Consider the following 23,127-nt stretch of genomic DNA (forward strand, 5'->3'; position numbering starts at 1 on the left):
TTCCGTGGCGGCTTATTTCTGCTCGCTCTGCGGCGTCACCCGCAGCACTTCTTCCACCGTCGTCAGCCCTGCTGCGACTTTCTGTGCCCCGGACAGACGCAAACTGCGCATGCCTTCCTTGAACGCCTGCCGACGAATCGCCGTGAGGTCGGCGTCCGGGGTGATGAACGCCTTGAGGCTGTCGCTCAGTTGCATGATCTCGTAGACCCCGGCGCGGCCGTGATAACCGGTGTCGCGGCATTCCACGCAACCAATGGCACGTTGTGCATTGCCCGGCAGCGGCGCCTGCCACGGGCGGGTCAGGGTTTGCCAGTCTTCCTCTGCCAGCGTCAGCGGTGCCTTGCAATGCGGGCACAAGGTGCGCACCAGACGCTGGGCCATGACACCTAGCACGGTGGCCTTGATCAGGTAATGCGGCACGCCGAGTTCGAGCAAACGACTGATCGCGCTGGGGGCGTCGTTGGTGTGCAGGGTCGACAGCACCAAGTGTCCGGTGAGCGCCGCCTGAATCGCCATTTCAGCGGTTTCAAGGTCACGGATCTCGCCGATCATGATGATGTCCGGGTCTTGCCGCATCAGCGCACGCACCCCGGCGGCGAAGCTCAGGTCGATGTTGTGCTGCACCTGCATTTGGTTGAACGCCGGCTCGACCATTTCGATCGGGTCTTCGATGGTGCAGAGGTTCACTTCCGGCGTCGCCAGTTTTTTCAGCGTGGTGTACAGCGTGGTGGTCTTGCCCGAACCGGTCGGCCCGGTGACCAGAATGATGCCGTTGGGCTGGCGGGTCATGTCTTGCCAGCGGCGCAAATCGTCGGCACTGAAACCCAGCTGGTCGAAATCCTTGAGCAGCACTTCCGGGTCGAAAATCCGCATGACCATTTTTTCGCCGAACGCGGTGGGCAGCGTCGAAAGGCGCAGCTCCACTTCACCGCCGTCCGGGGTCTTGGTCTTGACCCGGCCGTCCTGGGGTTTGCGCTTCTCGGCGACGTTCATCCGCCCGAGGCTTTTCAGGCGACTGACAATTGCCATGGTCACCTGCGGCGGGAATTGATAGACGTTGTGCAGCACGCCGTCGATGCGAAAGCGCACCGTGCCTTGTTCACGCCGAGGCTCGATGTGGATATCGCTGGCGCGCTGCTGGAAGGCGTACTGGAACAGCCAGTCGACGATGTTGACGATGTGCGCATCGTTGGCATCCGGCTCCTGATCGCTGGCGCCGAGGTTGAGCAGTTGTTCGAAGTTGCCGAGGTTACCGCTCTGCTGATCGGCATTGCTGGCGCCGCTGACCGATTTGGCCAAGCGGAAGAACTCGACGCTGAAGCGCTGGATATCCGCCGGGTTGGCCACCACCCGTTTGATCGGCAGCTTCAATACGTGGGTGAGATCGGCCTCCCAGCCGGTGACATAAGGCTGGGCGCTGGCCACGGTCACCGAATCGCGGTCGACCGCCACGGCGAGAATCTTGTGCCGTTGTGCGAAGGCGTAGGACATCAACGGTGTGATCGCGGCGACGTTGATCTTCAACGGGTCAATACGCAAGTACGGCTGGCCGGCCTGTTGCGCCAGCCACAGGGTCAGGCTTTCCAGGTCGAGGTGTTTGCCTGGCCGGCTGAGGTCGTCGAGTTGCTGGCTGGCGATGAACTCCAGCGGATGCATCTGAGCATGAGCCGCGAGACGGCGGCGGGCATTCAGCGCCTGCTCGGCCGCGTCCTGGCAAATAAACCCTTGGGCGACCAGTTCACGCAGCACTTCGTTGAGTTCCAGCCAGCGGTCCTGAGTGGCAAGTTGAACGGACATGCGGGCTTCCTTTTGAGCGACAGTGCGCAAAAGGATAGTCGCGGCCCCGCAGACCGTTGGGCCACTACCCGACGAAGCCGTTGCCGAACTTGTCAGCCGGCCGCTTGCGTCCGCGCATCCCAAGCGCTGTCGGCGTTTTGCAGATTGACCGAGCAGACGCTGATCAGGTTACGAAGTTTTTCCGCGATCACTTGCGCGCGATGCCAACTGAGACCGCCCATGACCAGGTCGATCGACAGCAGATCATCCATGCGCTGCACATTGACCTGCTCCGGTGTGAGGAATTGCAGGGCGAACAGGTTGAGCACCCGCACCAGCAAGTCGGGCTCGGCTTCGGCGAGGATCTGATACTGCGCCAGGCAATGGGCGTTGTTGACGTTCCAGACATCGGCGCGGGTTGGCACGGTGGTGACGGCTTCGAGGTGCGGCATGGCGAGTCTCCAAAATCTCTGGAGGAATTTTTACATTCGACGCCGGGTATTTCTTGGCTATGATCGTCGTTATTGACGATTGATCGAAAGGATCAATTCGCAAGATGTTCAATTAGGGGTTTTTCTATGCACAGCGAGCTGGACAGCTACGACCGCAAGATTCTCGCCCTCCTGCAAGAGGACGCCTCGCTGTCGAGCGCGCAGATCGCCGAGCAGGTCGGCCTGTCGCAATCGCCGTGCTGGCGGCGGATTCAGCGGATGAAGGAGGAGGGCATCATTCGCGGCCAGGTAAGCTTGCTCGATCGCAAGAAGATTGGCCTGAACACGCAGATCTTTGCCGAGATCAAACTCAACGCCCACGGGCGTTCGAACTTCACTGAGTTCACCGAAGCGATTCGTGGCTTTCCGGAAGTGCTGGAATGTTATGTGCTGATGGGGGCGGTGGATTTTTTGCTGCGGATTGTTGCGGCGGACATCGAGGCGTATGAGCGATTCTTTTTCGAGAAGCTGTCGCTGGTGCCGGGGATTCAGGAAGTGAATTCGATTGTGGCGTTGTCGGAGATCAAGTCCACCACCAGTTTGCCTGTCTGACCCTGATCGTTCCCACGCGGAGCGTGGGAACGATCATCAACGGGGGCAGCCCCCCGCCACAGGGTCATCACATACGCAGGAGCATTTTCCATGCGCGATTCTGGTAAACCGCAATCGCCTGTTGCTTGCGCGCGTCGAGCAGTTCGTCAGTGATCGTCGGCTCGTTGGCCAGTTGCGCCAACTTGTTCAGCTCGCCGTACAGACGATCCATTTCCGGGATCTCCAGCACGTCGCGTGCGTGGTGCAGCCAGACCTGAATACGCTCGATACGCGGCAGTTGTTCAGCCAGATCTTCCGGCTGCTGTTGATAACGCTGCAATTGCAGAGCCGTCGCTTCTTCGCCCAAGGTGCGCGGCAACCAGCTGTGTAACTGCGCGCCGCCCTGACGATTGCCACGCACATTGCGCTCGGTGGTCCAGGTGCGAGCCAGCAACCAACGCGAAGTGTTCAGCGAGAACAGGCCCCAGCGCGGGTCTTCGAGTTCTTCGAGGAACTGCTCCGGTGCGGCTTTGCGCACGTCTTCGTCTTCGATACCGGCCTGCACCAGCGGGCGCCAGTCTTCCAGCAAAGCATCGAGTGCCACGCGCAAGTCATGAGTCGACTGACGCGGCGCGGCCTGGCCGAGGCTGCTGAGCAGGGCGCGCATTTCCGCGAGGTTCTCGACCCAGTCGAGCAACAGGCGCCAGTGGCCGTTGAAACGGTACTGTTCGGCCAGACGCTGGCTGCTGCCGAGCAAATGCCAGCTCAGCGCGGCGAAGGCGTCGTCGAGTTGGGTTTCCGGGGTCAGCTCCGGCGCCGGCAGGCTCAACGAGTAGCTGTTGGCGTCGTATAGACGGTAGCCGCGCTCAGCCTTGCTGATGTCACACGGCATCAACGCCAGGGTTTCAGCCAGTTCGGCGGCCAGTTCCAGCAGCGCGGCAGGCTCGCCTTCGCGCAGCTCCAGTTCCAGCTCGCAGATTTCTTCTTTCTGCTTGCCTACCACAACGTGACCGAGATCCAGCGCGGCTTCGATGACCACTTTGGTCTTGCCACGGCCCCAGGCGATTTCGGCGCGCTCGCGGACGAAGTCGGTGGTGAAGATCGGCTTCAGGGTTTTCTTGTCCAGCTCGGCCAGCGACTCGGGCCAGCATTCGCCGTCGAGTTTTTTCACGTCGAGCTTGGCTTTCGGCAACTTCCAGTCGTATTCATTGCGTTCGGACAGACCAGCAACGCTTTGGCCACGGGTCTTGAGGGTTTGAATGACTTCGTCACCGTCCTTGCGCAGGCGCAGGGCGACTTTGGCCTGGGCCAGATCGCGCTCAGGGGTGTCGAAGTACTGGTTCATCAACTCACGGCGTTCCCAGCCACTTTTGTTGCGTTTTTTCAGTAACGGGTGCTCGCGCAGCGCAGCGAGGGTTTCGCGGCTGACGCGGAGTTTGATTTCGGTTTCTTTCTGCATGGCCGGAAAATCCAGGATCGGGAGCGCAGCCGGGGAATATGTGGCTGCCAAGGCCGTGCAGTGTACAGGACTGATTCGTCCTACGCCCTGCGACGGTTTATTCCTGACGCCGGATGGTTCTATGATGGACTTCAAATCGGGAGTTGGAGTCAGCGATGCCTTTGCCGTCCATGCAAGACCAGTTCGCTGCGCTGATCGCCGCGCCATCGGTCAGCTGTACCCAACCGAACCTCGACCAATCCAACCGCGCGGTGATCGATTTGCTCGCCGGCTGGCTGGGCGACCTGGGTTTCAATTGCGATATCCAGCAGGTCAGCCCAGGCAAATTCAATCTGCTCGCCAGTTTCGGCAGCGGCCCCGGCGGGCTGGTGCTCGCCGGACACAGCGACACGGTGCCGTACGACGATGCGCTGTGGCAGACCAATCCGCTGAAGCTGACTGAAGTCGATGGCCGTTGGGTCGGCTTGGGCAGTTGCGATATGAAGGGCTTCTTCGCGTTGATCATCGAAGCGGTGCAACCGCTGCTTGAGCAACCGTTCAAACAACCGCTGTTGATCCTCGCCACTTGCGATGAAGAAAGCTCGATGTCCGGTGCCCGCGCATTGGCCGAGGCCGGGCGTCCAATCGGCCGCGCAGCGGTGATCGGCGAGCCGACCGGGCTCAAACCGATCCGCATGCACAAAGGCATCATGATGGAGCGCATCGACATTCTCGGGCAGAGCGGCCATTCGTCGGATCCGCGCCTGGGCCACAGCGCCCTCGAAGCGATGCACGATGCGATCGGCGAACTGCGCGGCCTGCGCCTGCTGTGGCAGCGCGAATTCAACAATCCGCAGTTCAGCGTGCCGCAACCGACGATGAACTTCGGCTGCATCCATGGCGGCGATAATCCCAACCGTATCTGCGGCCAGTGTTCGCTGGAATTCGATCTGCGGCCATTGCCGGGCATGGACCCGAAAGTCCTGCGCGCAGAGATTCTGCGCAAACTCAACCCGGTCGCCGAACGCCACCAGGTGAAGATCGACTACAAACCTTTGTTCCCGGAAGTGCCGTCGTTCGAGCAGGATGAAGACGCTGAACTGGTGCGCATCGCCGAAAAGCTCACCGGCCACAGCGCCGAAGCAGTAGCGTTTGGCACCGAAGCGCCTTATCTTCAGCGCCTTGGTTGCGAAACCATCGTGCTTGGCCCCGGTGACATTGCCTGTGCGCATCAGCCCGGCGAGTACCTTGAAATGTCACGTTTGCAGCCTACCGTGCATCTATTACGGCAACTGATTGAACATTACTGCCTGAAGAATTGAACGCATCCCTTGTAGGAGCTGCCGAAGGCTGCGATCTTTTGCTTTTGTTTCAGAAGATCAAAAGATCGCAGCCTGCGGCAACTCCTACAGGGCAAGTCGTTAAATTAGTGGGAATCCAACCCGTATTCATGAGGAGAGCACGCGTGTCGCCAAGCCTGTTCCGACGATAACCATCAGCCCGCTGTGCGTTTTCCGTTTCGCCCCTTTTTCGGCTGCTATTTATTACAGGCCCAGGTTCATGCCCGAATACGTCAATTGGCTTCGTCACGCGTCTCCTTACATCAATGCCCACCGCGACTGCACCTTCGTCGTCATGCTGCCTGGCGACGGCGTGGAGCATCCGAATTTCGGCAACATCGTCCACGACATCGTCCTGCTGCACAGCCTCGGCGTGCGCCTGGTGCTGGTGCACGGTTCGCGCCCGCAGATTGAAACCCGCCTCGCCGCCCGTGGCCTGACCCCGCATTACCACCACGGCATGCGCATCACCGATGCCGCAACCCTGGAATGTGTGATCGATGCAGTCGGCCAATTGCGCATTGCCATCGAAGCGCGCCTGTCGATGGACATGGCTTCGTCGCCGATGCAGGGCTCGCGTCTGCGCGTGGCCAGCGGCAACCTCGTTACCGCGCGGCCGATCGGTGTGCTGGAAGGCGTCGACTATCACCACACCGGCGAAGTGCGCCGGGTCGACCGCAAGGGCATCAATCGCCTGCTCGACGAGCGTTCGATCGTGTTGCTGTCGCCTTTGGGCTACTCGCCGACCGGTGAAATCTTCAACCTCGCCTGCGAAGACGTCGCCACCCGCGCCGCTATCGACCTGGGCGCTGACAAGCTGCTGCTGTTCGGTGCTGATCTCGGTCTGATCGACGAGAACGGCAAACTGGTGCGTGAGTTGCGTCCACAGCAAGTGCCGGCGCATTTACAGCGTCTGGGCAGCAGCAACTATCAGGCAGAGCTTCTGGATGCCGCTGCCGAGGCTTGCCGTGGCGGCGTGGCGCGCAGCCATATCGTCAGTTACGCCGAAGACGGCGCGCTGCTGACCGAGCTGTTCACCCGTGACGGTGGCGGTACGCTGGTCGCGCAAGAGCAATTCGAACTGGTGCGTGAGGCGGCGATTGAAGACGTCGGCGGTTTGCTCGACTTGATCAGCCCGCTGGAAGAGCAGGGGATTCTGGTGCGTCGTTCGCGCGAAGTGCTGGAGCGTGAGATCGAGCAGTTCAGCGTGGTCGAGCGTGAAGGCATGATCATCGCCTGCGCGGCGCTGTATCAGATTGCCGATTCCGATGCCGGTGAGCTGGCGTGCCTGGCGGTGAACCCGGAGTACCGCCATGGCGGTCGCGGTGATGAACTGCTGGAGCGCATTGAAACCCGTGCGCGGGCGCAAGGTTTGAAGACGCTGTTCGTCCTCACCACACGCACCGCGCACTGGTTCCGTGAGCGTGGGTTCGAGCCAAGCAGCGTTGAACGCCTGCCAGCGGCGCGGGCTTCGTTGTACAACTTCCAGCGCAATTCGAAAATCTTCGAAAAAACCCTTTAACCGAGTTGCTCCATTCGCGAGCAGGCTCGCTCCCACTCCTGTGGGAGCGACGGTGCGACGATTCGACCTGCTCGCGAAGCTTTTATTGCGCCACAAACTTCGCGCTGACATACGGCGAATAATCCGGCAGCACCGTTTCAACCTTGCCCTGCTCCTTCAAAAACTTCGCCGTCTCGCCAATCGCTTTCGCCGTGCCGCCATCCAGCAGCGCCGTGGTTTGCTGCGCCTTGGCGTCCGGGAACGCCGACCCTGCGAGCAATTCCGGCACATCAGCGGCATTGGCACCGGTCAGTTTGGCGATTTTCTGTACCGGCACCGAGTCAGTCGTCCAGCTGTCTTTATGCGCCGCGTAATCGGCAAATGAATCCAGCGTAACCTTGGCGAACTTCGCGACAACGTCAGGATGCTTCTCGGCGAAGTCCTTGCGCGCGACCCAGACCTCGAAGGTCGGCGCGCCCCATTGGCCCACTTGCGCCGCATCGGTCAGGGTCTTGCCGGTCTTGCGAATTTCCCCAAGCGCCGGCGACCAGACAAACGCACCATCGATATCCCCACGTTTCCACGCGGCAGCGATTTCTGCAGGTTGCAGGTTCACCACTTTGACTTTCGAGGCGTCCAGGCCCCAGTGCTGGAGGGCGCCGAGCAAGCTGTAGTGTGAGGTGGAAACGAAAGGTGTGGCGATGGTTTTGCCGACCAGATCCTGCGGTGTGTTAATGCCGCTGCCATTGCGCACCACCAAGGCTTCGGCGGCATTGATCTGTGCCGAAACGATGAACGCCACAATCGGCAGATTGCGCGAAGCGGCAGCGGCCAACGGGCTGGAGCCAAGGTTGCCGATCTGCACATCACCGGAAGCAATGGCTGTCACAACTTCCGGGCCACTGTTGAAGCGGCGCCAGTCGATTTTCTCGCCGATGGTCTTCTCGTAGACGCCGTCGGCTTGGGGGACTTTGCTCGGGTCGATACCAGTTTGATAACCCACGGTGAGGTTGGCGGCATGGGCGGAAAAACTAATCATCGCCGACACACAAACTGTAACAAATTGACTAGATAGTGCGCGTTTGGCCATCATGGCGTCGCCTTTTCGATAGGGTTTGACGAATTGCGGTTGCGCCAAAGCTAATCGATATAAAAAAAGGCCAACAAATACCATTTAGGAATGAGCTTAGTCGCCGATACGCTGTTTCCCGGCGGAGGTGGCACGATACTGGCCATATTCCGAAATGGTATGAAAAAGAATGAATAAATTCTTTTTGGGTTTATTAGGAAATCTTTACTCTGCACGGACCAAATCACTGCGATTAGACCTTGGTCGTAGACACACAAGGTTACGATTGACTTGTCAGTCACGGTCTGGCGCTAATCGCGCATCTTAGGACCCAGGGCATCAGACCCAGGGCCAGGAACACAAGAATTAGAAACGAGAGGAGCTTTACATGAACAAGTCCACCTTGGCCCTGGCTGTGGCCGTAGGGGTTATGGCGCAGCAGGCAGGCGCCGCCGGTTTCATCGAAGACAGCAAAGCTACTTTGGGGCTGCGTAACTTCTACATCAACAACGACAACCGTGACAGCGCTGCCGGCAGCGCCGCCAGCAAGACTGCCGGTGTTCAGAGCAAGAACGAAGAGTGGGGCCAAGCGTTCGATCTTCGCTTCATCTCCGGTTACACCCAAGGCACCGTAGGTTTCGGTATCGACGCCATCGGCCTGCTGGGCGTGCGTCTGGATTCGGGCGGCGGCACTAACGGCGCTACCGGCACCTCCTACGGCGGCACCGTGTTCCCAAGCGAGCACAACGGTGATGCTGTTGATAACTTCTCCAGCCTGGGCCTGACTGCCAAAGCCAAGATCTCCCAGACCGAACTGAAATTGGGCACCCTGCAGCCAAAACTGCCAGTGATCGTGACCAACGATGGTCGTCTGGTGCCACAAACCTGGCAGGGTGGCCAGATCACTTCCAGCGACATCAAGGACCTGACCCTGGTCGGCGGTCAGATCGAAGCTGTGAAAGGTCGTAACTCCAGCAACAACGAGAACCTGTCCATTGGTGGCGCCAACGCGCGTATCGCCAACAGCAACAAGTTCTACTACGCCGGTGGTGACTACAAGATCACCAAAGACCTGACTGCCCAGTACTACTACGGCAACCTGGAAGACTTCTACAAGCAACACTTCCTGGGTCTGGTCCACAACTGGGCAATCGGCCCGGGCGTGCTGAAGTCTGACTTGCGCTACTTCCACAGCACCGATGATGGCAACAATGGCAACACCACCACTTACTTCAGCAACGGTAACTACGTTGGTAACGTCAGTGGTAAAGGCCCGGTTGACAACAACCTGTACAGCGGTCTGTTCCTGTACACCGTTGCTGGCCACACTTTCGGCGGCGGCTATCAGGTTTCCAACGGCAGCAGCGACTTCCCTTGGCTGAACCAGGGCGACGGTTCGTCGAACTACACCATCACCGACATGCAAATCCAGAAGTTCGGCCGTGCTGGCGAACGTACCTGGCAAGCACGCTACTCGTATGACTTCGCCAAAGTCGGCGTTCCAGGTCTGACGGCTGGTGTGGTTTACCTGCGCGGCGACAATATCGACACCGTGGGTGCCAACCGCGTTGAGAACGGCAGCGGCCGTTCCGAGTGGGAGCGCGACTTCACCGTTGGTTACGTCGTACCTGAAGGCCCGCTGAAAAACGTTGGCCTGATGTGGAAAAACGCTACCTGGCGCAACGACATCCCAGGTCAGCGTGACCAGGATGAAAACCGCCTGATCGTCAGCTACTCGATCCCGCTGCTGTAATAGCGCGTTCCTGCACCTGATGTAAAAAAAAGCCCCGTCCGGCATCGCGCCGGACGGGGCTTTTGCGTTTTCGAGTCAGGCCCACCCCCGTAAGCCTTCCCCGAAATTCCCCTCTTTACAGCAACTCAAGGCCTTCTCGAACCTTGCGACCGATGTTCGTCGGGATGCCGTCGAGCGTCCAGTGAACAGATGTTTAATATTCACTTATGATCTAGATATCTAGTTATTTATTCTTTTTCACGATGGTAAATCCCGAGCTACAGTTGAGGTCTCCAACAACTCATCAGGAGCAGCACCATGAGCCTCAGACTCGGCGACATCGCCCCCGATTTCGAACAGGATTCCAGCGCCGGCAAGATTCGTTTTCACGAATGGCTGGGCGATAGCTGGGGCGTGCTGTTCTCCCACCCGGCGGACTTCACCCCGGTGTGCACCACGGAGCTGGGCTTCACCGCCAAGCTCAAGGATGAGTTCAGCAAACGCGGCGTCAAAGCCATCGCACTGTCAGTCGACCCGGTGGATTCGCACCACAAGTGGATCGAAGACATCAACGAAACCCAGAACACGATCGTCAACTTCCCGATCCTGGCCGATGCCGATCGCAAGGTGTCCGATCTGTATGACCTGATCCACCCGAACGCCAACGACACGCTGACCGTGCGTTCGCTGTTCGTGATCGATCCGAACAAGAAGATTCGTCTGACCATCACCTATCCAGCGAGCACCGGACGCAACTTCCACGAGATTCTGCGGGTGATCGATTCGCTGCAGCTCACCGACAACTACAAGGTGGCCACGCCGGCCAACTGGCAGGACGGTGAAGAGGTGGTGATCGTGCCGTCGCTCAAGGATGAGGACGAGATCAAGCAGCGCTTTCCGAAGGGTTATCGCGCGGTGAAACCGTACCTGCGCCTGACGCCGCAGCCGAATAAGTGATCTCACCGGGCAGATCGTTCCCACGCTCCGCGTGGGAATGCCGCCCGTGACGCTCTGCGTCACAGTGGACGCGGAGCGTCCATGGATTCATTCCCACGCAGAGCGTGGGAACGATCAGTGGTTGCTACTAAGCAGGGGATTTCAGGCCGTTTCGACGGCCTTTTTTTTCGCCCGAAACAAAGTCAATCGTATATCTCCAAAACGCATAACCAAATGAATAAATATGATTTATGGATATATAAATCAGCTGGTAAGGTCACTCCATCGAAGCGAGATCGCAACCCGCGAATCGCCTGCAACGCTTAAGGAATTGTCTCGATGCTGGTCGTCTCACTCGGTGGCAGTCCCAGCCTGCGCTCCCGTTCCGGGGTGCTGCTGGAACGCTCGCAACGCTGGTTGCAGGCACAAGGGGTGGAAGTGGTGAGTTATCAGGTGCGGGATTTCCCGGCCGAAGACCTGCTCCATGCCCGCTTCGACAGCCCGAAGGTGCTCGACTTGCTGCAACAGATTGAAAACGCCGACGGCCTGCTGATCGCCACACCGGTTTACAAAGCGTCGTTTTCCGGCGCGTTGAAGACCCTGCTGGATCTGCTGCCCGAGCGCGCCCTGAACCACAAGATTGTCTTGCCGATGGCCACCGGCGGCAGCATCGCCCACATGCTGGTGGTTGATTACGCGCTCAAACCTGTGCTGTCGGCGTTGAAAGCCCAGGAAATGCTCCAAGGGATTTTCGCCGAGGACAGCCAGATCGCTTACGGCGAAGGCAGTGCCGCAGCACAACTGGCACCAGCGCTGGAGCAGCGACTGCATGAAGCGCTGGATCAGTTTGTCGGTGCCATGGCGCGCCGGCCGAAACCGCTGGAACCGGGCCTGTTGAACGAACGTTTGTTGAATGCTCGCTGGAGCATTTAAGCCTCACCGAAATTTGAAGTACTCGCCTTACTCGCCCGCTAACGGGCAAGCAGGTGCAGCCAAAACCCAACAGCAAAAAGGAGAGCGCTATGCGCACTGTATTTTTGCGTCGTGGTCTGGTCGCTCTGTTTGCTGCGGCTGTCACCTTCGGCGCCATCACTCAAGCTCAAGCCGAGACTCTTCGGATCGGTTATCAGAAGTACGGCACGCTGGTGCTGCTCAAAGCCAAAGGCACTTTGGAAAAACGTCTGGCCGCTCAAGGCGTCGACGTGCAATGGACTGAATTCCCCGGTGGCCCGCAACTGCTGGAAGGCCTGAACGTCGGTTCGATCGACTTCGGTGTCACCGGCGAAACTCCACCGGTGTTCGCTCAGGCGGCTGGCGCCGATCTGCTCTACGTCGCCTATGAACCACCCGCGCCGAACAGCGAAGCGATCCTTGTGCCGAAAGACTCGCCGATCAAATCGGTAGCCGATCTCAAAGGCAAGAAAGTCGCCCTGAACAAAGGCTCCAACGTCCATTACCTGCTGGTGCGCGCGCTGGAAGACGCCGGCCTCAAATACACCGACATTCAGACCGTATTCCTGCCGCCCGCCGATGCTCGCGCTGCGTTCGAACGTGGCAGCGTCGACGCCTGGGTCATCTGGGATCCGTACCAGGCTGCCGCCGAGAAACAACTGCAAGCGCACACCCTGCGCGACGGCAAAGGCATTGTCGACAACCACCAGTTCTATCTCGCGACCAAGCCTTACGCACAGAAAAATCCCGAGGTGATCAAGACCCTCGTGGAAGAGGTGCGCGCGGTCGGCGAGTGGTCGAAAGCCAACCCTGAAGACGTGACCCAGCAAGTCGCGCCACTGCTCGGTCTGCCGGCGGACATCACCCTGACCTCGGTGAAACGCCAGGGCTACGGCGCGCTGTTCCTGACCCCGGAAGTGGTCGCCGCGCAGCAGAAAATCGCGGACACGTTCTTCCAGCTCAAGCTGATTCCCAAGCCACTGAGCATCAAGGATGTGATCTGGACACCACCGGCCGCTGTGGCTAAAGCGCAGTAATTCGAATTCCTAAGGAGACCACTCCATGAGCCTCAATATCTTCTGGTTCCTGCCTACCCACGGCGACGGCCATTACCTTGGCACCGCCGAAGGCGCTCGCGCCGTCGACCACGGTTATCTGCAACAGGTCGCGCAAGCGGCGGATCGTCTGGGCTTTGGCGGTGTGCTGATCCCCACCGGCCGCTCTTGCGAAGACTCGTGGCTGGTGGCAGCGTCGCTGATCCCGGTGACCCAGCGTCTGAAGTTCCTCGTGGCTCTGCGCCCCGGGATCATTTCCCCGACGGTGGCGGCGCGACAGGCAGCCACGCTGGATCGTCTGTCCGGCGGGCGTGCGCTGTTCAATCTGGTCACTGGTGGTGACCCGGAAGAATTGGCCGGCGACGGTCTGTTCCTCAGCCACGAAGAACGCTATCAGGCTTCGGTGGAATTCACCCGCATCTGGCGTCGTGTGCTGGAAGGCGAAACCGTGGATTACGACGGTCAGCACATCAGCGTGAAAGGCGCGAAGTTGCTCTATCCGCCGATCCAGCAACCGCGTCCGCCGCTGTACTTTGGTGGCTCCTCGGAAGCGGCGCAGGATCTCGCTGCCGAACAGGTTGAAATGGTTCTGACGTGGGGCGAGCCGCCCGCAGCAGTGGCAGAGAAAATCGAACAGGTACGTGCCAAAGCCGCCAAGCTCGGACGCACCGTGCGCTTCGGCATTCGTCTGCATGTGATCGTTCGCGAAACCAATGCTGAAGCCTGGCAAGCGGCGGATCGGCTGATCTCGCATCTGGACGACGACACCATTGCTCGTGCCCAGGCTTCCCTGGCGCGCTTTGATTCGGTCGGCCAGCAACGCATGGCCGCATTGCACGGCGGCAGTCGCGACAACCTCGAAGTCAGCCCTAACCTGTGGGCCGGCGTCGGTCTGGTGCGCGGCGGTGCCGGTACCGCGTTGGTTGGCGATGGCCCGACCGTGGCCGCACGCGTGAAGGAATACGCCGATCTGGGTATCGATACCTTCATCTTCTCCGGTTATCCACACCTCGAAGAGTCGTATCGCGTCGCCGAACTGCTGTTCCCGCACCTCGACATCGAGCGTCCGGAACTACCGAAAAGCGCCGGTTATGTCAGCCCGTTCGGCGAGATGGTCGCCAACGACATTCTTCCCAAAGCCGCGTCGCAGAGCTGAGGCGCGCCATGAAGAAAATCATCCACAGCCTCGCGCCCTGGGCGTTGCCGGTGTTGTTGCTGGCGGTGTGGCAGTTGTCGGTGTCGGCGGGTTGGTTGTCGACACGGATCCTGCCGGCACCGGTGGCGGTGATCGAAGCCGGCGTGAGTCTGGTGCGCAGCGGTGAAATCTGGACGCACTTGGCCATCAGCGGCTGGCGCGCGGCCCTCGGTTTCACCATCGGCGGCAGCATCGGTCTTGCCTTGGGTTTCATCACCGGTCTGTCGAAGTGGGGCGAACGCCTGCTCGACAGTTCGGTGCAGATGATCCGCAACGTGCCGCACCTGGCACTGATTCCGCTGGTGATCCTCTGGTTCGGCATCGACGAGTCGGCGAAGATTTTTCTGGTGGCGCTGGGCACGTTGTTCCCGATTTACCTGAATACCTATCACGGCATCCGCAACGTCGATCCGGCGCTGGTGGAGATGGCGCACAGTTATGGCCTGAGCGGTTTCAGCCTGTTCTGGCAGGTGATTCTGCCGGGTGCGCTGCCTTCGATTCTGGTCGGCGTGCGCTTCGCCCTGGGCTTTATGTGGCTGACGCTGATCGTCGCCGAAACCATTTCGGCCAGCTCGGGCATCGGCTACTTGGCAATGAATGCCCGGGAGTTTTTGCAGACCGACGTGGTGGTGCTGGCGATCCTGCTTTACGCGGTGCTCGGCAAACTCGCTGACCTTGCGGCCCGAGGACTTGAGCGTGTGTGGTTGCGCTGGCACCCGGCGTATCAGGTTGCCAAAGGAGGTGCGGCATGACCGCTCAACAACCTCCACGCCTGCTGCGCGGGATTCCGCTGGCGGTGCGCAACCTGCAGAAAACCTTCGGCGCGCGGAAGGTGTTGCGTGACATCGATCTGCATATTCCGGCTGGGCAGTTTGTCGCCGTGGTCGGGCGCAGTGGCTGTGGCAAAAGTACCTTGCTGCGTTTGCTCGCTGGGCTTGATCAGCCGACTGGCGGCGACTTGCTGGCCGGTTCTGCGCCGCTCAGCGATGCGCGGGAAGACACCCGATTGATGTTCCAGGAAGCACGTCTGCTGCCGTGGAAAAAGATCATCGACAACGTTGGTCTCGGTCTTAAAGGCAACTGGCGCCCGCAAGCGTTAGAGGCGCTGGAAGCGGTGGGTCTGGCGGATCGTGCCAATGAGTGGCCGGCAGCGTTATCTGGCGGACAGAAGCAGCGCGTTGCACTGGCGCGGGCGCTGATCCATCAACCGCGTCTGCTGCTGCTCGACGAACCGCTCGGCGCACTGGACGCACTGACCCGCATTGAAATGCAGCAACTGATCGAGCGTCTCTGGCAGCAACACGGCTTCACCGTGCTGCTGGTGACCCACGACGTCAGTGAAGCGGTGGCGATTGCCGACCGGGTGATTCTGATCGAGGACGGCGAAGTGGGCCTCGATCTGCATGTCGAACTGCCGCGGCCGCGAGTGCGTGGTTCGCACCGACTGGCGGCGCTGGAAACCGAAGTGCTTAACCGTGTTCTCTCCCTGCCCGGCGAACCGCCGGCGCCGGAACCTGTTTCACCACTGCCTACGCAACTGCGTTGGGCTCAATAACTCAAGCAAACGACAGGAATCATTGCCATGACTATCAAAGCCATCAACGTCCGTAACCAGTTCAAAGGCTCGATCAAGGAAATCGTCCTCGGTGACGTGCTGTCGGAAATCGACGTGCAGACCGCTTCCGGCATCGTCACTTCGGTGATTACCACCCGCTCGGTCAAAGAGCTGGAGCTGGTGGTCGGTAGCGAAGTGATCGCCTTTGTGAAATCCACCGAGGTGTCGATCGCCAAGCTGTAAGTCGGTGAGTAAAAAACAACCCCGGAGAGCGTGAGCCCTTCGGGGTTTTTTGTGCCTGGCGATCGTTCCCATGCTCCGCGTGGGAATGCCTCTTGGGACGCTCCGCGTCCAGTGACGCGGAGCGTCACGGGCTGCATTCCCACGCAGAGCGTGGGAACGATCATGGCTCAGCGCTTGGGAAGATACGGTGGCAGATACAGGCCGATATAAGCATCAAACACGCGCATCCCTTCCTCGGCCATGCGCGGCGTGATCTGCCCGTGCTGCTGCACCGAACGCGCATAAACCCGGTCACCCAACTCCATCGCTAAAGCAAACACATCGACATCTTCCGGCAGCCTCGGCAATTCGAAGTGATGATCGAACAGCTTGTGCATCAGGTCGCCCAGTTCGATGTCGTGCTGACGGTCAGCCTGGGTGACTTCGGTCAGGCCGTGCTGCGCGAGGATCAACTGCCGTGCGGCGGCGTCTTCGTCGTAGATCTCCAGCATCCGCTGCTCGACCAACCGCGACAGATCACGCCAGTCACGCAAAGCTTCGTGATCGATCGGCGCTTGCAGGCAGGCGCGAAACGCGGCGTGCACATCTGCCGTCAGCGCTTCGAGCAATGCCGGGACGCTGGCGAAGAAGTGGTACACGGAGGAGGGCGGAATTTGCGCGCGCTCGGCGACGCTGTAGATCGACAGACTCGCCACACCCTCGGCGGCCAGCAGCGTGCGCGCGGCGTCGAGTATCGAATCGATGCGCGCCTGACTGCGGGCACGGGGTTTGCGGACGGGGGCGGGTCGCGTCATGGAAGTCTCCTGCGGGGCTGCGGGCATTGTACGAGCCGGCTTGTGTGTTGTCTTGTCGACCGCTTTCGTCGGAACGCCGCCCGGAGCAAGCTCGCTCCCACAGGGGAGCTTTGTATACACAGCATTCATGTTCACTGGAGATCAACTGTGGGAGTGAGCCTGCTCGCGAACCGCCGCAGGCGGCCATAAAAAAACGCCGTTGACTGAATCAGCCAACGGCGTTTTTCCTGAAGCTACAACCGCTTAAACGGTATGCAGATACCAGTTGTACTCAAGGTCAGAGATGGAGTGTTCGAACTCCTCCAGCTCGCTTTCCTTGCAGGCGACGAAGATATCGATGTATTTCGGATCGATGTACTTGGCCATCACCTCGCTGTCGTCCAGCTCACGCAGGGCATCGCGCAAGTTGTTCGGCAGGCTTTGTTCGTTCTGCTCGTAGCTGTTGCCTTCGACAGGCGCGCCCGGTTCGATCTTGTTGGTCAGACCGTGATGCACACCGGCCAATACAGAAGCCATTAACAGGTACGGGTTGGCGTCGGCACCGGCGACGCGGTGCTCGATACGTACGGCATCGGACGAGCCGGTCGGTACGCGAATCGCCACGGTGCGGTTGTCCAGACCCCAGCACGGCGAGTTCGGCACGTAGAACTGTGCGCCGAAACGACGGTACGAGTTGACGTTCGGGCAGAGGAAAGCCATCTGCGCGGGCAGGGTCTCGAGCACACCGCCGATCGCGTGACGCAGCGCGGCGTTCTGCTCGGGATCCTCGCTGGCAAAAATGTTTTTGCCTTCTTTATCCAGAATCGAGATGTGTACGTGCAGACCATTACCTGCCTGGCCCGGGTACGGCTTGGCCATGAAGGTGGTGTCCATTTCATGGTCGTAGGCGATGTTCTTGATCAGGCGCTTGAGCAGTACCGCGTAGTCGCAGGCCTTGATCGGGTCGGCTACGTGGTGCAGGTTCACTTCGAACTGCGCCGGGGCACTTTCCTTGACAATGGCGTCGGCCGGAATGCCTTGCTCTTTGGCGCCTTCCAGAATGTCCTGGAGGCAGTCGACGTATTCGTCGAGGTCGTCGATCAGGTAGACCTGGGTCGAGTGCGGGCGTTTGCCGGAGATCGGCGAGCGTGGCGGCTGAGGACGGCCGTTCACGTTTTCCTGGTCGATCAGGTAGAACTCGAGTTCAAATGCGGCGCAAATGGTCAGGCCCAGTTCGTCAAACTTTGCAACAACTTGACGGAGCACTTCGCGCGGATCGGCGAAGAACGGGTCGCCTTCGAGTTCGTGCATGGTCATCAACAGTTGCGCGGTCGGGCGCTTTTGCCATGGCTCGTTGCACAGGGTATCGGGGATTGGATAGCAGATGCGATCGGCGTCGCCGATGTCCAGGCCCAGGCCGGTGCTTTCCACCGTCGAACCGTTGATATCCAGAGCAAATAGAGAGGCCGGCAGGTTGATGCCTTTCTCGTAAACCTTGTGGAGGCTGGTGCGTTCAATGCGCTTGCCGCGCACCACACCATTCATATCCGCAATCAGAAGGTCAACGTACAGAACCTCAGGATGTTCCTTAAGGAACGCGTTCGCTTCGTTAAGCTGAACGGCACGCGGGGGTACCGACATGATGCAACACCTTTGTTGTTAAAAATATCAATCATTGATCTTTTCTGGTTTCAGTCAACCCGAACGGCCTGCCGAAGTCAAGCGAGGCCTTTTTTGCCCTAAAAAAGCGCTGCAAGGGCATTTATGGGGCACTTTTGGGCGGTTTTTAGTCCTTGTGACGCTTGGCACCCGCGGGCTTGAGCAGGCCGTGTTGTATTTTTTACGGGGGTGTTGTGTAAAAAAATGAACAAGGCTAAGCTCCGATCAAACCCATAACAGCAATAATACCGGGGTGCTTCATGTCTCGCCTGCCGTTAATCGGCATCACCGACTGCTCGCAACAGTCCGGTCTGCATGCTCATCACATCAGTGGCGACCAATCCGTCGGTAGCGCAGCCAGCATGGTTCGCCCGTTAGCGACGATGTTCCCGTCCATGGCCGTTCAAGTGCCAGCGTCCGATATTCTGGACGTATGGGAAAGCATCCTGTTTATGGCGTCTCCTTTCAATATAGATCGCTTTCACTTCCAAAGCCTGTGCGGCTTCCCCAGCCGTGCTCGTGATTCTGCACGCCTTGAGTGTGCACAGGAAATGCAACGCCAGCGTAAAGGGCAGGTAAGCTCCTCTTTCATTGTCTATGCGCGGTGCCAGGCGTAAGCCGGCACTGCGCGAGCAAGCCCCCCTTTAACGCGACGCTCAAAGCGTCAAACTTTGCCTGACATCCTGTCAGGAGACTCAGCCCAGAGGCATTTATGAGTAACAACCTCGACCAGCTCACCGATTGGTTGAAAGACCACAAGATCACAGAAGTCGAATGCATGATCGCCGACTTGACCGGTATCACCCGGGGCAAGATCTCGCCGACCAACAAGTTCATCGCCGAAAAAGGCATGCGCCTGCCCGAGAGCGTGCTGTTGCAGACAGTGACCGGCGACTACGTCGAAGACGACATCTATTACGAACTGCTCGACCCGGCCGACATCGACATGATCTGCCGCCCCGACCAGAACGCTGTGTACCTGGTGCCGTGGGCCATCGAGCCAACTGCTCAAGTGATCCACGACACCTACGACAAGCAAGGCAACCCGATCGAGCTGTCGCCGCGCAACGTCCTCAAGAAAGTTCTGAAGCTCTATGCCGACAAGGGCTGGCAGCCGATCGTGGCGCCGGAAATGGAGTTCTACCTGACCAAGCGCAGCGACGACCCTGATTATCCGTTGCAGCCGCCGATTGGCCGTTCGGGCCGTCCGGAAATCGGTCGTCAGTCGTTCTCCATTGAAGCGGCGAACGAATTCGATCCGCTGTTCGAAGACGTCTACGACTGGTGCGAACTGCAGGAGCTGGACCTCGACACGCTGATCCACGAAGACGGCACGGCGCAGATGGAAATCAACTTCCGTCACGGTGACGCACTGTCGCTGGCCGACCAGATCCTGGTGTTCAAGCGCACCATGCGCGAAGCCGCGCTCAAGCACGACGTGGCCGCAACCTTTATGGCCAAGCCGATGACCGGCGAGCCGGGCAGTGCGATGCACTTGCACCAGAGCATCATTGACATCGAGACCGGCAAAAACGTCTTCTCTAATGAAGACGGGACCATGAGCCAGTTGTTCCTGCACCACATCGGTGGTTTGCAGAAATTGATCCCGGAATTGCTGCCGCTGTTCGCGCCGAACGTCAACTCGTTCCGCCGCTTTCTGCCGGATACCTCGGCACCGGTGAACGTGGAGTGGGGCGAAGAGAACCGCACCGTTGGCCTGCGCGTACCGGATGCCGGCCCGCAGAACCGCCGTGTGGAAAACCGCTTGCCGGGCGCGGACGCCAACCCGTACCTGGCGATTGCCGCAAGCCTGCTCTGCGGCTACATCGGCATGGTCGAAGGCCTCAACCCGAGCGCGCCGGTGGTGGGCCGTGGTTATGAGCGCCGCAACCTGCGCCTGCCACTGACCATCGAAGACGCACTGGAACGTATGGAAAACAGCGCGACCATCGAAAAGTACCTGGGCAAAACCTTCATCACTGGCTACGTCGCGGTAAAACGGGCCGAGCATGAAAACTTCAAGCGCGTGATCAGTTCCTGGGAGCGTGAGTACCTGCTCTTCGCCGTCTGATACGCCAGGCGCGGCTGGCAGCAGCCGCGCCTTCACCGATAACAAGGAGAATTGGCATGACCAGCAACAACCCGCAAACCCGCGAGTGGCAAGCACTCAGCAATGATCACCACCTGGCCCCGTTCAGCGACTTCAAGCAGCTGAAAGAGAAAGGCCCGCGGATCATCACCAACGCCAAGGGCGTTTACCTGTGGGACAGCGAAGGCAACAAGATTCTCGACGGCATGGCCGGTCTGTGGTGCGTGGCTATCGGTTATGGTCGCGATGAGCTGGCCGACGCGGCCGCCAAACAGATGCGCGAACTGCCGTACTACAACCTGTTCTTCCAGACCGCGCACCCGCCAGCGCTGGAACTGGCCAAGGCAATCGCCGACGTGGCGCCGGAAGGCATGAACCATGTGTTCTTCACCGGTTCCGGCTCCGAAGGCAACGACACCATGCTGCGCATGGTCCGCCACTACTGGGCGATCAAAGGCCAGCCAAACAAGAAAGTCATCATCAGCCGCAAGAACGGTTATCACGGTTCGACCGTGGCCGGCGCGAGTCTCGGTGGCATGACTTATATGCACGAACAAGGCGACTTGCCGATCCCGGGCATCGTCCATATCGCGCAGCCTTACTGGTTCGCTGAAGGGGGCGACATGTCCCCGGAAGAGTTCGGTATCTGGGCGGCCAACCAGCTGGAAGAAAAGATTCTCGAAGTCGGCGTCGACAACGTCGGTGCCTTTATTGCCGAGCCGATCCAGGGCGCCGGCGGCGTGATCATTCCGCCAGACAGCTACTGGCCGCGCATCAAGGAAATCCTCGCCAAGTACGACATCCTGTTCGTGGCAGACGAAGTGATTTGCGGTTTCGGCCGTACCGGTGAGTGGTTCGGTAGCGATTTCTACGACCTTGCGCCCGACATGATGACCATCGCCAAAGGCCTGACCTCCGGTTATATCCCGATGGGCGGCCTGATTGTCCGTGACTCCGTTGTTGCGGTGCTCAACGAAGGTGGCGATTTCAACCACGGCTTCACCTACTCCGGTCACCCGGTGGCAGCAGCAGTGGGCCTGGAAAACATCCGCATCCTGCGCGACGAAAAAATTATCGAGAACGCGCACAACGAAACGGCACCGTATTTGCAGAAACGTCTGCGGGAACTGAACGATCACCCGTTGGTGGGTGAAGTTCGCGGAGTCGGTCTGTTGGGCGCGATCGAGCTGGTGCAGGACAAGGCCACGCGCAAGCGTTATGAAGGCAAGGGCGTCGGCATGATCTGCCGCCAGTTCTGCTTCGACAACGGCCTGATCATGCGCGCTGTGGGCGACACCATGATCATCGCGCCGCCGCTGGTGATCAGCAAAGCCGAGATCGATGAGCTGGTTACAAAGGCACGCAAGTGTCTGGACCTGACCCTCAGTGCGTTGCAGGGCTAAGTGCTAGGCTTTGAGCGGGGGAGCCGTGGCGCTCGCGCTCAAAGCTGTCAGAAAGGCTGGTCTTTTCTTGAAAGACCGCCTCGGATCTTGCCAGACTAGCCGCGGTTCCAGTTGTCCGGGTTCGGCCGCTGAACAAAGTGGTTCAAAAAAGAAAAATTTGGAGCATTAACGCATGAAGGCATTAGGCAAAAAGCTCGCTGGCAAGACTCTGCTCGCCATGTCCCTGATGGGAGTCATGGCGGCTGCGGCTCAGGCGGACGACAAGGTGTTGCACGTCTACAACTGGTCCGACTACATCGCCCCGGACACTGTGGCCAACTTCGAAAAAGCCACCGGGATCAAAGTCGTCTATGACGTCTTCGACAGCAACGAAACCCTGGAAGCCAAGCTGCTGGCCGGCAAGTCCGGTTACGACATTGTGGTGCCTTCCAATAACTTCCTCGCCAAGCAGATCAAGGCCGGTGTTTACCAGGAGCTGGACAAGTCCAAGCTGCCAAACTGGAAGAACCTCGACGAAGACCTGCTCAAGGCTGTTGGCGATGCCAGCGACCAAGGCAACAAGCACGCGTTCCCGTACATGTGGGGCTCGATCGGCATCGGCTACAACCCGGCCAAGGTCAAGGCAGCGCTGGGCATCGACAAAATCGATTCCTGGGACGTGGTGTTCAAGCCTGAAAACATCGAGAAGCTCAAAAGCTGCGGCGTAAGCTTCCTCGACGCACCGACCGAAATGATTCCGGCGGCGTTGCACTATCTGGGCAAGCCGACCAACAGCAAGGACAAGGCTGACCTGAAAGCCGCCGAAGACTTGTTCCTGAAGATTCGTCCTTCGGTTGCCTACTTCCATTCCTCCAAGTACATCTCCGACCTGGCCAACGGCAACATCTGCGTCGCCGTCGGTTACTCGGGTGACCTGGAACAATCCAAGACCCGCGCCCAGGAAGCCGGAGACAAGGTCAAGCTGGCCTACACCATTCCAAAAGAAGGTGCTGGCACGTTCTACGACATGGTCGCCATTCCCAAGGATGCCGAAAACGTCGAAGCCGCCTACAAGTTCATGAACTACCTGCTTGAGCCACAAGTGATGGCCGGCATCACCAACGCCGTGCGTTTCCCGAACGGCAACAAAGCTGCCACGCCACTGGTGGACAAGGACATCACCAGCGATCCGAGCATCTACCCGTCGGCTGAAGTGAAGAAACAGCTCTACGCGATCAGCGATCTGGACGCAGCGACCCTGCGCCTGATCACTCGCAGCTGGACCAAGATCAAATCCGGTAAATAAGCCGGTTTGACGCAACAACCGCTGGCCGTCGTCCCCGCGAGGGCGGCCAGCGGATTAATTAAATGACAGGAAGTTTTGCAGGAACGGTTTTTCGAGGGTAAGTTG

21 protein-coding genes are annotated in these 23,127 nt (G+C 59.4%); 15 read left to right on the forward strand and 6 right to left on the reverse strand.

From position 1 onward, the window contains the following. Positions 1-12 precede the first annotated feature (12 nt). Together CKW26_RS16625 and CKW26_RS16630 are read right to left on the reverse strand one after the other, a co-directional pair. On the reverse strand, positions 13-1,797 hold the full coding sequence (locus tag CKW26_RS16625; protein WP_095049400.1) for a GspE/PulE family protein: 1,785 nt from the start codon (positions 1,795-1,797) through the stop codon (positions 13-15). Positions 1,798-1,889: 92 nt separating this feature from the next. Beyond that, on the reverse strand, positions 1,890-2,228 hold the full coding sequence (locus CKW26_RS16630; protein ID WP_095049401.1) for a hypothetical protein: 339 nt from the start codon (positions 2,226-2,228) through the stop codon (positions 1,890-1,892). Positions 2,229-2,354: 126 nt separating this feature from the next. On the opposite strand from CKW26_RS16630, the gene CKW26_RS16635 reads away from it, so the two are divergent. Continuing rightward, positions 2,355-2,819, forward strand: coding sequence for an Lrp/AsnC family transcriptional regulator (locus tag CKW26_RS16635; protein WP_095049402.1), 465 nt, complete (start codon positions 2,355-2,357; stop codon positions 2,817-2,819). 67 nt (positions 2,820-2,886) lie between these two features. On the opposite strand, the gene CKW26_RS16640 is transcribed toward CKW26_RS16635, so the two are convergent. Then, on the reverse strand, positions 2,887-4,257 hold the full coding sequence (locus CKW26_RS16640; protein WP_095049403.1) for an inorganic triphosphatase: 1,371 nt from the start codon (positions 4,255-4,257) through the stop codon (positions 2,887-2,889). A 155-nt stretch (positions 4,258-4,412) separates the two neighbouring features. On the opposite strand from CKW26_RS16640, the gene argE reads away from it, so the two are divergent. Both argE and argA read left to right on the forward strand, forming a co-directional pair. After that, positions 4,413-5,558 carry an acetylornithine deacetylase gene (gene argE, locus CKW26_RS16645; protein ID WP_095049404.1) on the forward strand — a complete coding sequence of 382 codons (1,146 nt, stop codon included), beginning with the start codon at positions 4,413-4,415 and terminating at the stop codon, positions 5,556-5,558. Positions 5,559-5,796: 238 nt separating this feature from the next. Continuing rightward, positions 5,797-7,098: an amino-acid N-acetyltransferase gene (gene argA, locus CKW26_RS16650; RefSeq protein ID WP_064116338.1), complete on the forward strand. Its 1,302-nt coding sequence runs from the start codon at positions 5,797-5,799 to the stop codon at positions 7,096-7,098. Between the two features lie 82 nt (positions 7,099-7,180). Here the strand turns inward: argA and tauA are convergent, their stop codons facing one another. Next, a complete protein-coding gene (tauA, locus tag CKW26_RS16655) occupies positions 7,181-8,116 on the reverse strand; it encodes a taurine ABC transporter substrate-binding protein (protein WP_371917967.1) in 936 nt (311 codons plus the stop codon). Between the two features lie 418 nt (positions 8,117-8,534). On the opposite strand from tauA, the gene CKW26_RS16660 reads away from it, so the two are divergent. From CKW26_RS16660 to CKW26_RS16700, 8 genes are all read left to right on the forward strand, one after another. Continuing rightward, positions 8,535-9,899 (forward strand): OprD family porin, encoded by a 1,365-nt coding sequence (locus CKW26_RS16660; protein WP_095049405.1) that lies wholly within the window; start codon positions 8,535-8,537, stop codon positions 9,897-9,899. Positions 9,900-10,196: 297 nt separating this feature from the next. After that, a complete protein-coding gene (locus tag CKW26_RS16665) occupies positions 10,197-10,835 on the forward strand; it encodes a peroxiredoxin (RefSeq protein WP_016772650.1) in 639 nt (212 codons plus the stop codon). Positions 10,836-11,153: 318 nt separating this feature from the next. Next, positions 11,154-11,747, forward strand: coding sequence for an NADPH-dependent FMN reductase (gene ssuE, locus CKW26_RS16675; RefSeq protein ID WP_095049407.1), 594 nt, complete (start codon positions 11,154-11,156; stop codon positions 11,745-11,747). Between the two features lie 89 nt (positions 11,748-11,836). Continuing rightward, a complete protein-coding gene (locus CKW26_RS16680; protein WP_038358995.1) occupies positions 11,837-12,802 on the forward strand; it encodes a sulfonate ABC transporter substrate-binding protein in 966 nt (321 codons plus the stop codon). A 25-nt stretch (positions 12,803-12,827) separates the two neighbouring features. Then, positions 12,828-13,976, forward strand: a complete 1,149-nt coding sequence (ssuD, locus tag CKW26_RS16685) for an FMNH2-dependent alkanesulfonate monooxygenase (RefSeq protein ID WP_007939251.1) — start codon at positions 12,828-12,830, stop codon at positions 13,974-13,976. A gap of 8 nt (positions 13,977-13,984) precedes the next feature. Further along, positions 13,985-14,767, forward strand: a complete 783-nt coding sequence (gene ssuC, locus CKW26_RS16690; RefSeq protein ID WP_095049408.1) for an aliphatic sulfonate ABC transporter permease SsuC — start codon at positions 13,985-13,987, stop codon at positions 14,765-14,767. Then, on the forward strand, positions 14,764-15,570 hold the full coding sequence (ssuB, locus tag CKW26_RS16695; protein ID WP_095049409.1) for an aliphatic sulfonates ABC transporter ATP-binding protein: 807 nt from the start codon (positions 14,764-14,766) through the stop codon (positions 15,568-15,570). The genes ssuC and ssuB overlap by 4 nt, the downstream gene beginning before the upstream one ends. 27 nt (positions 15,571-15,597) lie before the next feature. Continuing rightward, complete coding sequence (locus CKW26_RS16700) at positions 15,598-15,813, forward strand: molybdopterin-binding protein (protein ID WP_003229256.1); 216 nt, start codon at positions 15,598-15,600, stop codon at positions 15,811-15,813. A gap of 167 nt (positions 15,814-15,980) precedes the next feature. Here the strand turns inward: CKW26_RS16700 and CKW26_RS16705 are convergent, their stop codons facing one another. Both CKW26_RS16705 and CKW26_RS16710 read right to left on the reverse strand, forming a co-directional pair. Beyond that, positions 15,981-16,607, reverse strand: coding sequence for a TetR/AcrR family transcriptional regulator (locus tag CKW26_RS16705; RefSeq protein ID WP_034151970.1), 627 nt, complete (start codon positions 16,605-16,607; stop codon positions 15,981-15,983). A 243-nt stretch (positions 16,608-16,850) separates the two neighbouring features. Continuing rightward, on the reverse strand, positions 16,851-18,227 hold the full coding sequence (locus CKW26_RS16710) for a glutamine synthetase family protein (RefSeq protein ID WP_007913842.1): 1,377 nt from the start codon (positions 18,225-18,227) through the stop codon (positions 16,851-16,853). Positions 18,228-18,505: 278 nt separating this feature from the next. Between CKW26_RS16710 and CKW26_RS16715 the strand changes: the two genes are divergently transcribed. The 4 genes from CKW26_RS16715 to CKW26_RS16730 all read left to right on the forward strand — a co-directional run bounded on the left by CKW26_RS16715 (position 18,506) and on the right by CKW26_RS16730 (position 23,022). Next, positions 18,506-18,862, forward strand: coding sequence for a glutamine amidotransferase (locus tag CKW26_RS16715; RefSeq protein ID WP_095049410.1), 357 nt, complete (start codon positions 18,506-18,508; stop codon positions 18,860-18,862). Between the two features lie 95 nt (positions 18,863-18,957). Continuing rightward, positions 18,958-20,316, forward strand: coding sequence for a glutamine synthetase family protein (locus CKW26_RS16720; RefSeq protein WP_034151968.1), 1,359 nt, complete (start codon positions 18,958-18,960; stop codon positions 20,314-20,316). Positions 20,317-20,372: 56 nt separating this feature from the next. Further along, positions 20,373-21,737: an aspartate aminotransferase family protein gene (locus CKW26_RS16725; protein WP_095049411.1), complete on the forward strand. Its 1,365-nt coding sequence runs from the start codon at positions 20,373-20,375 to the stop codon at positions 21,735-21,737. A 172-nt stretch (positions 21,738-21,909) separates the two neighbouring features. Next, complete coding sequence (locus tag CKW26_RS16730) at positions 21,910-23,022, forward strand: polyamine ABC transporter substrate-binding protein (RefSeq protein WP_007913851.1); 1,113 nt, start codon at positions 21,910-21,912, stop codon at positions 23,020-23,022. Positions 23,023-23,127: the final 105 nt, after the last annotated feature.

This window comes from Pseudomonas sp. Irchel s3h9 (assembly GCF_900187475.1).
GTDB classification, from domain to species: Bacteria; Pseudomonadota; Gammaproteobacteria; order Pseudomonadales; family Pseudomonadaceae; genus Aquipseudomonas; species Aquipseudomonas neuropathica.